We start from the raw sequence: 13230 nt of genomic DNA on the forward strand, positions 1-13230 counted from the left end.
TCCTCGCCGATTATAAATACGCAGCCAACCTTGTCAGAGTTTGCGCTTGTTCGGCCGTCAATTTCTTGCCGCTTAGCGCGCTCATCTCGACGTTGAAAGCGTGGATCATAGCTTCCTTTATATTCTTCTTCCCGCGCTGGTCCGCTTCCTGCGCCAGCATCAATTGCTTGCAGAGGCCTTCTGCATCCGAGCCCAGGAATTGACGTATCAGTTCACACATGCCATCATACGTGACATCAATTCGGAATGTATAAACCGCTGTCGTCGTGTTCCCTGCCCGGTCGGTAGCCGTAGCTGCGATTTCATGATTGCCGGGCTCCAGCGTATAAGCCGGCACTCCCATGAGTTGCTCGGAGCATGGGTTATTCGTTAAACCGGATACGGTATCGGAAGCTGCGCAGCCGATATAGACCGCTTGCTGAACGGTATAGGCAGGCTGCCCGGTGAATTGAACGAGAGGTGCCGTCTTATCGATCCGCACGTCGAAGGACCGACTTGGTTCCGCCAAGCCTGAGAAGTTGGCTGCACCATAGGTCACCGTGGTGACGCCTTCCGCCGTAATCGCTAACTGTGCCGTATTGCTCTGGACCGTCGTCTTGTCGATGACCTGCGAGCCGGCGGCGGAATAGGTGATGTTATAGGCGCCGGTCGATTGGATCGTTATCCCCGCATCCCGGTTGATCCATCCATATTCATTCGGCTGCGGATTCATGCTGATGGTAGAAACAGGAACGGCGGTATCCTTCACGCTCACAGCGAAGTCATCATAGAAAGCGGACGCCATGTTGTATCGGCTCGTCACGGCGATCAGGCTGGCGCTGACGGCATTCGCCGGCGCTTTGCCTTGAAGCGCAACCTTCTGCCACTGCGCTAACCTGGATTCGTCGAGATGAATCTCGAGCGTCGAGATCGTTGCGTTGTTTTGGTCAAAGAAGCGGAACATAAAGCCCGGTTGGCCGGATTCAATATAGATGTTCACGCTCGCTTTGTATTCGTCGCCTGCTTTCACCGGAAACTTGGCGCTCTGCAGTGCGACGGACGCGGTTCTTAAGTTATCCGTGATTTTCAAGCTTTTCGTCCCGGAGAAATGCTTGCTATCGCTAATTTCGTAGCGGTAATCGGCACCCGTTGCGAAAAGCGAGGACCATCCGGGGATGGTGCTCCCGTTCAGCGGCTCCTCAAACCCTGCGTTGCGAACGGAGACGGGAAGTCCCGGCGGCGGCTCCACAATGTCGCCGTCTACCTGCATCCGGTACAAAATGGTATTCGTTGCCTGATCCGTGAAGTACAAGTTGCCGTCCATGCCCAAATCGAATCTGGACGTGTCCGCAAGCGTACGGAATTCAAGCGTTTCCGGATCGATAACGGTCAGCTTATTATTGAAGAGAACATAGAGCAAGCCGTCGTCGGACCAGCGGAGCGGATGATGGGCCCATTGGCTGAAATTGAGGCTTGGATATATTTTTTTGCTTTTCACGACGTTGTACGTCACTGGATCAATCGCAAAAATATATTCATAGGATGCGCCCCAAATAAGGCCGTCCGGTCCTGCTGCGAGGTCGCCGATGAAGATCGGCTTCGTTAAGCCGGGAACGCGGAGCGGAAACTCGGCGATTTTGCGATCGGAGGCGACATCCCAAACGAAAATCTTAGCCTCCTCCGCCGTAGGCTCAGAGCCTAAGCCGCCGCGAATGGTCGTCGAGCCGAAAATTTTGCCATTCAGGTAGGCCGTGCTGAGCACGCTTTGATTTTCCACAACATGGCGGTGAACGTCGGTTTCTCCGGTTGCCGGGTCATAAACCGTGAGCGATCCGCCCAGCGTTCCGTAACCCGAAATCGTGGAAACGAACAATTTGCCTTCCGCCCCCGTTATATTCACAAGCCGTTCCTGATCGTTGCCCAGTACTGCCAGGCGTTTCGGATTCGTTTCGCCCGGTTCGGCGCTCAAATCGTACTCGTACAGCCCGCCTTCCGGATACACGCCCATGTATACTTTATTGCCCACTGCATAGACGCTGTCCGCCTGGCCGATGCTGAAGGGCTTCGCCGTGTTAGTCGTCAAATCGACGAGCGACGAACGCGCTTGCGAGCCGGTTGTGATCAGCTGTGTCGGAGAAACCGCCGCCACCCGATTCACTACGCCCGGGAGACCGGGGATGACCGGAGGCTTCAGAATCACTTGCTTCGTTGCGATATTCATGAACGTCACGCCGCCGTCGTACCGCACGGTGACGAGCGTTTTGCCCGGCAGCTCAGGGTTGTTCGGGAATTCCGCCCAATCCGCGCCGCGCAAGCCGGATGCATATTCCATCCCCGTCAACGCCACTTCGCGGGTAGCCAGATCGAATGTTTTCAGCTTTTTATCGGACATATAATAAATCTTGCCATCCACCGAGTCCGTCGCGTGCAGCCCGGTCACATTCTCCAGCTCCACATCCAGCCAAGAGCCGCTCTGCGTATCGTAAATATACGCCTCTCCGGGAATACCGCTGCCGTCTGTGTATCGTGCAAACAAATAACGGTCGTCGATCGTATCCAGATCGTAAACGGTATCGTTCTTCACCGGAAGGGCAGCGGCGATGTCCGTTTTCTCTCCGGTCGCCAGGTTGACCCGGACGATTTGCTTATGCGCGGTTCCGGCATACACGTTACCGCCCTGGTAAGCGATCGAGCGCACGTACTCCTGATCGGTTGCGCCGATCACTCTGCCGTAATCTTTCGTCAGCTTCGTAACAGGGTCATACTGATACACCTTGCCCCCGGGATAAGTTCCCACGTACACGCGGCCTTGCTCATCCGTCGTAATGCTGTTCGGCACGGATTGTCCGTCGAACTGGGCAACTTGAACGGGCGTATGTGTGACGGGCGAATAGCTCCACAGCCTGGCTCCGCCGCCATCTGCGGCAAGAAACAGCGTGCCGTCCGGTGCGACTGTGTGTGCCCAGGAGCTCTCCGACGGAGCAAGCGGAATGCTTCTCAGCAGTTTATAGTCCTCCAGATCGATAACGTTGAGGTGGCCGGGCTTTCCTTTGCTCGTAGCATAAAGCACATACCGGCCCTCCTCCTTGCCGACCGTACCGTTAAACACTGCTACCGTATAATTGTTCGGGATGAGCAGCTCCTCCGGGCTCCCGTACGTTTTCTGCGACAAGCGGCTGCCTTCCGCCGCAGATAACGTCCCCGTTCCCCACCCTGCCATTGCGACAAGCCAGCACATCATAAGGATAAAAACACGAAACTTTGCGATTATCATGACATGGCCTCCTTCAAGTTTCAGTTAGATTTACGCCTTGAAATGAACTCTTCATTTTTGCAAACGCTTTCAAACTTACACAAGTCCGTGTTCCACATTCCCGTGTCCCTGGCGTTTAACTCGATGTTTTGCCGTAACTCAGCAGCGTCCCCATGCGGTTAGACGACTGCGCATACCCTTCATAGGCCTCCTGCGCCCGCTCCATCGGATACGTGTCTGAAATCAGTCCTTCCAGGGAAATTTGGTTCTCGGCAAGCAGCCGGATATATTCGGCGATGTTCCTGCCTTCCGTCCAACGCACGAAGCCGATCGGATAATCCTTGTTTTCCAGCTCATATCCGGCATCGTACCGGCCTGGTCCGCCGGCTCTGGAGATCAGCACCTGCGCCTCTTTGCCGAACATCAGCCCTCGTGAGAACGACGTCGACAAGTCCCCGACGATCACAATCTTCCCTCTGTCGCGTATCCAGCGAAGCGAGCTGTCGATCAGCTCCTCCCCCGGCCCTCCGGCGCATAAAATGACACTGTCGGCGCCATGGCCTCCCGTGAGCTCTGCCAGCCGCTCCTCCAGCTGCGCCTGATTGTCAACCGCACATTCGACGCCCCGCTGCCGGAGCAGCTCGGCCCGGTGCGGATTCGTATCGAAGCCCGCCACGCGGTAGGCCGCTGCCGAGGCGATCCTGGCGATCAGCTGCCCCAGAATGCCGAGCCCCACGATAATGGCGGATTCGCCGAATCGCAGATCGGCCGTGCGCAGCGCATGAATAGCGATCGCTCCCAGCCCCGCGAAGGCGGCATCTTCCGGCTGCACGTGCGGGGGGACCGCTGCCGTCAAGTTCGTCGGCACCGTCAGCCGCTCCGCATGGCGGACATACGGCGCTCCGTAGCAGGCAACACGCTGGCCGACCTGCAAATGACGGACATCCGCGCCCGCTTCTTCAACGATGCCCACGGCGCTATAGCCCAGCACGGCCAGCTGTTCGGACGCCCGGCGAATGAACGTCATTTCCGTGCCCGGACTAATGGCCGAATATTCCGTGCGCACCCGCACATGCCCTGGCGGCACCGGGCCGGCTTCCAGCTCGGTAATCGTAATCTTCCCTTTTAAAGCGGCAACAGCTTTCATCCTTGCTCTCCTCATTTCCTCCGGCAATTAACCTCCTGGCTTCTTGCGAAACTCGCTCGGCGAAATGCCATAATATTTCTTAAATGTGGTGGTGAACGTGGAAGCATTCAGATATCCTGTCTTCTCCCCGATCTCCGCCACGCTTAGCTCTGTCTGCTTGAGATACTCCCTGGCATGGGACAGCCTTATCTTATTCAAATAATCCACATAGCCGACGCCGAACGTTTTCTTGAAATAGTTGGAAAAATATTTCGGGCTCGTATTCAACACTTCAGCCATATGGTCTAGATAGAGATTATCCATATAATGAAGCTCGATGTATTGGGTGATAAATTCCGGATTCAGCTTGCTTTTGCCCTCCTGCAGCCGTCTGCTTCCGATCCACTGCACGACCGTTTGCAGCGCTTCCGTAACTTCCCCGCAGCTGTACGCATTGTCAACCTTCCGGCAAAAGGCCGTCTCCAGTTGAAAACTCTCCTTGCTCGAGGCAGCCGACGAATCCGTATGCTTCATCAGATAGTAAAAGATGCTTTTGGCAATGTGTGCAAACTGGTGCAGATGGATGCCGCGTTCCGTATTCTCTTGAACGATTTCCAGCAAAATGCTCATCGCTTCATCACTTTTGCCGCTAAGCAGCGTATTCGACAGCTTCTCGATTCTCTCGAATGGAAAATGAATTTGGGACACGTACCGGATTGTCTCCAAATCAACGACCGACCGCTCTGCATTGATATTCCGGTATAGCCGGGCATTCTTAATGTCTTGGTAAGCCTCATGGCAATGGGCTGTCTTGGCATCGTAGAGCTTGCTCACACAGGCCCAGAGCTCGTGCCCTTGCAGCTCTTCCTTGACCGCCCGCTTCACGAAGTTCTCCAGGCATTCGATGACGACTTTGCGCATGGAAGGCTGGCGAATCGCAACGAGCGCCACGAATTCCAGATGTCCCGTGTAAAAGACGGCGGCAGGTCCCGCGGTACGCAGCCCCTCATCCATCATGGACGCGATTTCTTCTATCGGCCTTCCCGGCTGCGAATCGCCTGCTGCCGGCGGCTTCATCTGCAGCGCAGCCATCACAAACTGCCTTTCCGGGAAAAAGAATGCGTAATGCTTCTGCAGCTGCATTTCCAGCTCCCTGGAATACGAATAGCCGTCCAGCATTTGCAGGAAAACACCTCTGCGCAGCTCCTTATCCGCGAAATCCATCGCTGCTCTCAGCGATTCGTTCTCCGCCTGCACCTTGACGATGCCGCTGTATATTTTCCGGAAATCGTTGCCCTTCACATGTCCGCCGCCAAACAGCTTCAAAATATCTTTAACCGGCCGGTACAAATACACACTAAGCAAAGCGGACAGCAGCACCGCACTGATGATGGCAGAAATCATAATCATGTGATTGGCGGCTTCTACGGAACCGATATTTTGAAATTGGTACGGAACTTTGTTGATATAAATAAAATCGTTGTACTCCGACTTGTAGAAGTTATACTCGAAATTCTTGCGGGTCAGCGTCGCCTCTTTGTCCGGACTGAAATAAACCTCATCCAGAATATCGCTCGGATCCTGCGACTTGTCGGTGCTCAGCACAACATTCCGGTTGGCATCAAGCACGACTAAGGAAGCACCCGGAATCATCGACTTGAGGTCCATCTGCTTGAGCAGCCGCTCGGCATTCAGCAGCACCATCACGTTTTTATTGGATAACCGCACCTTATTGCCGTCCGACACAGCCATCAGCTGCTGGGTTCTGCGGGTTAATCCGTCCGCCATGACCGCGAAATCCGTAATCGGAAACACCGTCTGCTCATGCTTGGAGCTGGCAAACATTCGCCAATATTTGGCACTATACGTATCGTGCTTATACTTTTTGTCGAACAAGACGTTGAAGTCGCTCGTTCCCTTGGCCGTAACGGTCAAATCCAGATTATCGTAAAAAACGATCACATCTTCAATATAATCGATGGAGGATGCCAGCCTTGCGATATGCTCTTGAAGCGTATAAGCTTTGGCCATATCGATGCTCTTGTCTGGCGACTCAAGGTCGTAAGGCAGCCCGTGTACGGCAAAAATCAGATTGTTCACCGCAGCGAAGGAGCTGTCGAACGACTGAATAATATTTTTAATGACAAGCCGGTTATTCTGGGTCACTTTATCATAAATGCCGGAAATCGAATTTTTGTAGACGATGTAGTTGGATACGACCATAATTACGATGACTAACAGCAATGCGCAGAAAATTTGCAGGAGCCCCCTGCTCGCCATTAAACGATTGATCGGCGTCACCTTATCACCTCATACGATGTCATCCAACTATAATTCAACAGTCGTCGCTTTAACCCTTTTCCGAACCGAGCATCACCCCTTTGGCGAAATATTTCTGCGCGAACGGATACATCAGCAGCACTGGAATCATCGAAAGCACGATCGTTGCATTCTTCATCGCCTGCGGCGCCAGTGCGGCCCGGTCGACAAGCCCTGCATCATTCTCCGCGTTGTAGATGAGCATATCCCTCAGCACGACCTGCAGCGGGTACATATCCTTATCGCTCAAATAAATCATCGGCAGGAAGAAGCTGTTCCAATGTCCCATGAAATAAAACAGTCCGATTGAAGCCAGCGCCGGCTTGGAGAGCGGAATGACGATGGAGAACAAAATGCGGTAATCGGATGCGCCATCGATAAGCGCTGCTTCGCGAATTTGCGTGGACATGTTCTCATAGAAGCTTTTCAAAATGATGAGCTCCATCGTCCATATCGCGTTCGGCAGCACCAGCGCCCACACCGTATCGAGAAGTCCGAGCTGCTGCACGACCATATAAGTCGGGATGATGCCCGCATTGAAAAACATCGTGATGACGATCATCAGCATAAACCATTTCCGCCCGAAAAACGTGCGTTGGGAGAGCGGGTAAGCAGCTACCGCCGTAAAAAGCAAATTGATGAACGTACCGAGCGCCGTATAATAAACGGAATTGAGATAAGCTCTCGGAATTTTATCGTTTTTGAGCACTTCCTTATAGGCGTCGAAGTTCAAGCCCTTCGGAAATAAAAATACTTTGCCTTGAATGACCGCTGACGTATCGCTCAAAGAAACCGCCAAAATATACAGCACCGGATAGAGCGTTGCTACGGCTACACAGGATAAGAGCAGCGCGTTCAGGATGGTGAACAAGGTAATTTTGCGGCTTCCTACCATAACCCGTTTCCTCCGATCCGTTTACTTATATAGTTGGCTCCGAGCAGCATCATCATCGCGACGAGCGCTTCGAACATGCCGACCGCCGATGCATAGCTGTAATTCGATTCCAGCAGCCCCTTCCTGTACACATAAGTGGAAAAGACGTCGCCGACCTCATACGTCATCGGATTGTACAACAGCAAAACTTTTTCATAGCCGATGCGGATCATCGAGCCGGTTTTCAAAATAAACATCACCAGCAGGGTTGGCAGCAGACCGGGAAGCGTAATATGCCGCATCATGCCGAATCGGCTTGCGCCATCAACCTTCGCCGCTTCATACAGCGTCGGGTTAATGCCTGCTATTGCCGCCAAGTAAATGATTGCTTCATACCCGATCTTCTCCCATATATCCGAGATGACATAGATGGAGCGGAACCAGCCCGGATCGATCAGGAAATATTTCTTAGGGAAGCCGAGCGCCGCCAGAAACTGATTGAACAACCCGCTGCCCGGAGACAGAAAGTCAATAATCATCGAGGATATGATGACGACGGACAGGAACGCGGGCAGATAACTCAGCGTTTGAACCGACTTCTTGAACCATTGCACACGTACTTCGTTCAGCAAAATTGCAAGCAGGATCGGAAACGGAAATCCGAAAACAAGGGTGTAAATTCCTAATAGGAAGGTGTTTCTGAACAACATCCAAAAATCTTGATTCGTGAAAAATTGAATGAAATACTTGAATCCCACCCATTCGCTGCCCCAGATTCCGGTAAACACACTGTAGTCCTTGAAGGCAATGATTAAGCCATAGAGCGGACCGTAGCGGAACAAGATGTAGAACAGCAAACAAGGGGCGAAAAGAATCAGAAGCTGCCTGTCCCGCTTCATGTGCCGCAGAGCATCGGCAAGTCTGGCCTTCATTGGCTTCTTGGAGCGTGCCGGGGCTTCCGCCCCAATGATTGGTTGTTGCATTGGCGGGTCTCCCTCCGATCCGGACGAGTGGCGCCTTCCCCATGCCGGCGGTGCCGTCATGCAACCGCCCGCAGCAGTAGGTCAAGCGGTCATCACCGTACCCCCATGAAGGCGCCACTCCCGGTTTCTTCCTTATTTCGCAGCGTCATAACGCTTTTGCGCGTCGTTGTACACTTTCATATAGGCGTCCACGCCTTTTTTGGCAATGTTTTTCTTCCACTCTTCCCATTGCTCGTCGCCGTATTTTTTATCCAGCACATACTTGGCGTTAAACTCTTCGGCCGCTTTCTGCAGCGTCGTTTGCAGCTCGGCCAGCGTGGAGATCTCCGCATCCGTGAAGTTCAGAATCGGATCAGCCGCTTCCCGCTTATTTCCTTTAAGAATTTTGTCCTGCGCCTCTTGTTCCTTCTCGGAGAATTTGTAGTACACGCTTCGGCGGTCCGGCCGCAGATAGGCGCTCTCCAGCCACATGGCATACCGGTCTTCCAGCACGCTGATATCCACCAGAGGCAGATCCTTCAGCTCAGGGTATACAGGAACGCCGTCTTTGCCCCATTCGAAGTTGACGCCTTCCACCCCAACCGTCATCAGCTCGCTGCCGGACGGACTGGTCAAATAGTCAAGCAGCTTCAAGGCGGCTTCTTTGTTTTTGTTATTCGCTACCGTCACGCTGAAATCGGATACCTTCGGCAGCGTTCTGACGTTGCCCGTCGGACCGATCGGATACGCATACCGCAAATTATAATCCGGATTTTTGGCTTTAATCTGGTTGTAGAACAAGTCAAGACGGCCGATCCAATCCCACGTCACAAACGATTTGTCCGTCGTCATCTTCGTTGTCCAGGAATCCTGCGTATCCGTCAAAAACTCAGGATCGATCAGCCCTTCATTGTACAGCTTCTTCATGAAATCAAGCATTTCTTTATGCACGGGCTGAATTGCGGCAAACTTCCATGTTTTATCCTTCTCATCGTAGTAGGCCGGATAGCTGTCGCTGCCTATCCCCCAACCGTATGACCAGTCTTTGAATACGTTGACCAGCCCTTTGGACGCGTAGGGATACGAGTTCGGGTACGCTTCTTTCAATTTTTTGAGCGCCTGGTAGAACTCCTCCGTATTGGTCCACTCCTTGATGCCGAGCTTATCGAAAATATCTTTCCGGTACATGAAGCCATGATTGACATCCCGGTTCAAATTGTAAATGGGCCACGTGTACAGCTTGCCGTTCTCGTCGCCGTAGGATTTCACAACCCAGCTGTTTTCTTCCAAATACAGCTTTTTGAAGTTCGGCAGCATATCCGCATAATCGTTAATCGCAACGACCCCTTTTTGCTTCCCGATTTTCTTTAATTCCGCAGGCTTTAGCCCGTCGAAAATGTCCGGCAGCTTACCGGAAGCTACGATAACTTTAAGCTTGTCTTGATAGGTCTGAGGGGAATATGTCTGAAACTCGACTTTAATGCCTGTGCGTTTCAAAATTTCCTGAACGACCAGTTTATCTTCTTTAATATTGGTGGAATTGCTTGGCAGCATCCAAGTCACCGTGGTCGGTTGATCGACGAGCGGCAGCTTCAACCCTCCTGTGTCGCCATACTGCTTGGCTGTCTCTGCCGGCTTACCTGCCGGTGCGGTCGATGCTTGCGTTGGACTGGCCGTCTGATTGACGCCCGCGTTCCCGCTGCAGGCAGCCAGTACGGAAGTCATCATCGCAATTCCCGCTACAGCGCTGATCAGCTTCTTTGACATTGTTGTTCCTCCCTTTTGAGCTTGCGTTGGTTCCTATTTCATCATAAAAGCGCTTCCACCTCTCGTAAATAAAATGATTTCCATTCGCTTGTTTATTTCACTGCTGAACGCAAAAAATGCCGAGAAACCTTGTCAGATCAAGGCTTCTCAGCATGTAGATAATGCTAAAGCGGTAGATAATCATAAAAGCACAGGTCAGCATCGGGGGCGGATACACCTCAGTGGCAACCTGCGCCGCGGGTTTATCCGGTGTGAAAGTGCGTGTGTGTAATACTGTGAACATTTCACCGTTCATGGCACAAGCGCTATTAACAAAGCACCGCTCGCTGCTAATGGGCTAGCACTGAGGGATGTAATTTACCGTCCATGGACTAAGTAACCCTAGCACTTCGCACCGCAAAGTCACACCCGCAAAGTTTAGTAGTGCCACAACCATGCACCTTGCGAGGACATCGCTGAAATCATCTCACCTACCCCGCTAAGGGACAGATGATACATTATTTGGCACTTTTTTAATCTCTTTACATTTTAACGGATGCCAGTGCTGCTATTTGCGTATTCATATTCAGGCGACAATTCCCCCCAATAAAAGCAAATAAGCACTCTGGTCTCCGCTAGAATTGAAATGAGGCTAATTTCCGCGTTTAGCAAGCAAAAATTTATTCCCCGGGAAATTTCCTTGGAATTAGGAAACTGTTTGCGGCTTAGGCATGCCGGCCCGAAGATAGCCGATTGCACATATAATGGAGAGGATCACAACCAACGTAAGCCCCCAATAAATGTTACTGTAGGCGTGCGCCAAAGGAAAATCTTTCTGCCATACAAGCGCGCTTGCCGTTGCGGCAACCCCGAAAGCACCGCTAAAAAATTGCAGCAACTGATACAATCCAAGTCCAGAAGCGATCTGTGAAGGGAGCAGCAATCTGGAGATTTCGTTGGAAATACTGCTCGTCAAAATGGTGTAGCTAACACTCATCAGCATATAAATGAACAGGATCGCCAAGAAAGAAACGCCCTCAAGCAGCGCGAACAAAATAACGGAAGCGAGCAAAAACAACGGCGTGTAACGAATGAGCGAGCTGTTCCCGCGAGCATCGATAATCCGTCCTACCTTGCGTGAGACGATCATTGCCAATGCTGAGCCTGGGAAAATAACCAAACCAGCTTGGATGGCGCTCAGCCCGTATTGTTTGACCAATATTTGAGGCATCAGGAATAAAGTTGCAAAACTGCATAAATACGCCGCAATTCCAACGGCACCTAAAATTAAAAATGAACGATTGCTAAACAACGCCGGAAGTACGAAGGGATCTTTGGCCGAGCGAATGCGTATAATAAATAGAACAATGGAAACCAGCCCCGCCAGAAGTGCGATGACCGAATGGTTCGTCAAAAATAAGAGCAGCCCTGTTGTTCCAACTCCAATGAAAAACGCGCCAATTGCATCAAAGGACCCTTTCCGCGGCTCCTCTTTCGGAATCATTGACATATAGAAAGGCACGAGCACTAAAGTGACAGCTGTAACGACAAATAAAAGCTTCCAACCGAGATACTCGACGACAATTCCACCAACGACGGGACCGAAACCAAGTCCGAAAGCGACCGAAGACATGATCATAGCCATAGCTTTCCCACGACGTTGAATAGGAATGTACCGAGATAATAAAACTAGTGCTAAGGCTGGAATCGAGCCTGCTCCGGATGCTTGCACAATACGCACGATCAGCAGCATAGCAAAACTGTTGCTGAACAGTCCCGCGATAGCACCTAGGCTGAGCGATAATATCCCAATAATGAAAAGTCTCCTGATGGGAATAAAATCAGCAAGCCGGCTGTACGTAATCGATGAGATCGCAAATACAATGGAATATCCGGTTACGATCCAAGAGGTAGCCGATGCCGTAAGACTGAACTCCTTAGCCACGTCCGAGAGAGCCAAATTGAACATCATCGTGTTCATGATGACAAGGACGATCGTAATTCCGAGCAGCAAGGTGACGACGCCTTCTCTCATACCGCTATCGCTGCCCTCGCGGTTAACATGGCCAATATGGGCCTTGCTGGCTTGAATTGTATTTTTATGCTTCGGATCATGCTTTTTTCGCATGGTTATTACCTCGCTCTCTTTAAATTCGTTATTTCGATAATAATCGAACAATAGAATAATAACACGGGTTGTGCTATAATTCAATCATATACTGTAAAAAAGTAAGGGGGATGCTCGAGTGAAGCACTTATTTCATCCAGATCGCGCAGACATTCAATTATCCACCGTTCTATATGCACTGAGCGACCCGGTTCGCTTATTAATTGTTTCGGAGCTTTACAAAGGATGTGAACGGGCATGCGGCGACTTCGCAGTTCCCGTTGTGAAATCCACGATGTCACACCATGCTCGCACGTTAAGAGAAGCCGGTGTCATCAACGTACGCATCCACGGCACCCAACGTCTTATTTCCCTTAGATCCGAGGATTTAGACATACGTTTCCCCGGACTATTAACATCTATACTATCCGCCTACGAAGCTTCCGGTGAGAAAATGAAGCTTTATCCCGACCTGTACGAGTCGGAGGCGGAACCCCAACATGAGCACGAGTCTAGAGTAGAATAGTCTCCAAATAAAACGCACAAAGTCCAATGAGCTAATTTCGTATTAGCCATTGGACTTTTGCGTTTGGTAGGAGAGCAGCCCGATTTGGAATAAGGGGAATTTCTCCCGTTATTCTTCACCTTTAATGGTTTAAACAGACTCATAGCTGGAAAAACTCCCGTTATTTTCTCCTAAATGCCAGAACTTCTCGCATTTTCAATGAAAATAACTGGAGAAATTCCAGTAATTTCCCCTCAAGCCATTCATTTAAGGCGAAATAACGGGAGGAATTCCAGTTATCACCGGGCAAGCACTCGCGGTTGGTAGCCAAAAGTAGCTGGTAGGTGTAGTAAGGTATA

Annotated in this window: 8 protein-coding genes; 1 reads left to right on the plus strand and 7 read right to left on the minus strand. The window is 51.3% G+C overall.

Features of this window, described 5'->3' with window-relative positions:
• Positions 1-10 precede the first annotated feature (10 nt).
• The 7 genes from PUT07_RS18540 to PUT07_RS18570 form a co-directional block, all read right to left on the minus strand.
• Positions 11-3253: a PQQ-binding-like beta-propeller repeat protein gene (locus tag PUT07_RS18540; protein ID WP_274469844.1), complete on the minus strand. Its 3243-nt coding sequence runs from the start codon at positions 3251-3253 to the stop codon at positions 11-13.
• Between the two features lie 115 nt (positions 3254-3368).
• Positions 3369-4379 carry a zinc-dependent alcohol dehydrogenase gene (locus PUT07_RS18545; RefSeq protein ID WP_274469845.1) on the minus strand — a complete coding sequence of 337 codons (1011 nt, stop codon included), beginning with the start codon at positions 4377-4379 and terminating at the stop codon, positions 3369-3371.
• A gap of 27 nt (positions 4380-4406) precedes the next feature.
• Positions 4407-6659, minus strand: coding sequence for an AraC family transcriptional regulator (locus PUT07_RS18550; protein WP_274469846.1), 2253 nt, complete (start codon positions 6657-6659; stop codon positions 4407-4409).
• A gap of 49 nt (positions 6660-6708) precedes the next feature.
• On the minus strand, positions 6709-7572 hold the full coding sequence (locus tag PUT07_RS18555) for a carbohydrate ABC transporter permease (protein ID WP_274469847.1): 864 nt from the start codon (positions 7570-7572) through the stop codon (positions 6709-6711).
• Positions 7566-8483 (minus strand): ABC transporter permease, encoded by a 918-nt coding sequence (locus PUT07_RS18560; protein ID WP_274470878.1) that lies wholly within the window; start codon positions 8481-8483, stop codon positions 7566-7568. Before PUT07_RS18560 ends, PUT07_RS18555 begins: the two co-directional genes overlap by 7 nt.
• Positions 8484-8666: 183 nt before the next feature.
• Entirely contained in the window at positions 8667-10280 is a 1614-nt protein-coding gene (locus tag PUT07_RS18565; protein WP_274469848.1) for an extracellular solute-binding protein, read from the minus strand.
• Between the two features lie 685 nt (positions 10281-10965).
• A complete protein-coding gene (locus PUT07_RS18570) occupies positions 10966-12387 on the minus strand; it encodes an MFS transporter (RefSeq protein ID WP_274469849.1) in 1422 nt (473 codons plus the stop codon).
• A 118-nt stretch (positions 12388-12505) separates the two neighbouring features.
• On the opposite strand from PUT07_RS18570, the gene PUT07_RS18575 reads away from it, so the two are divergent.
• Positions 12506-12892, plus strand: a complete 387-nt coding sequence (locus PUT07_RS18575; protein WP_274469850.1) for an ArsR/SmtB family transcription factor — start codon at positions 12506-12508, stop codon at positions 12890-12892.
• Positions 12893-13230: the final 338 nt, after the last annotated feature.

This window comes from Paenibacillus sp. MAHUQ-63 (assembly GCF_028765165.1).
Lineage (GTDB): Bacteria > Bacillota > Bacilli > Paenibacillales > NBRC-103111 > Paenibacillus_E.

Coding starts and splice junctions, on each gene's coding strand:
- PUT07_RS18545 (WP_274469845.1), bottom strand. CDS start 4,379: ATGAAAGCTGTTGCCGCTTTAAAAGGGAAGATTACGATTACCGAGCTG.
- PUT07_RS18555 (WP_274469847.1), bottom strand. CDS start 7,572: ATGGTAGGAAGCCGCAAAATTACCTTGTTCACCATCCTGAACGCGCTG.
- PUT07_RS18540 (WP_274469844.1), bottom strand. CDS start 3,253: ATGATAATCGCAAAGTTTCGTGTTTTTATCCTTATGATGTGCTGGCTT.
- PUT07_RS18570 (WP_274469849.1), bottom strand. CDS start 12,387: ATGCGAAAAAAGCATGATCCGAAGCATAAAAATACAATTCAAGCCAGC.
- PUT07_RS18565 (WP_274469848.1), bottom strand. CDS start 10,280: ATGTCAAAGAAGCTGATCAGCGCTGTAGCGGGAATTGCGATGATGACT.
- PUT07_RS18560 (WP_274470878.1), bottom strand. CDS start 8,483: ATGAAGGCCAGACTTGCCGATGCTCTGCGGCACATGAAGCGGGACAGG.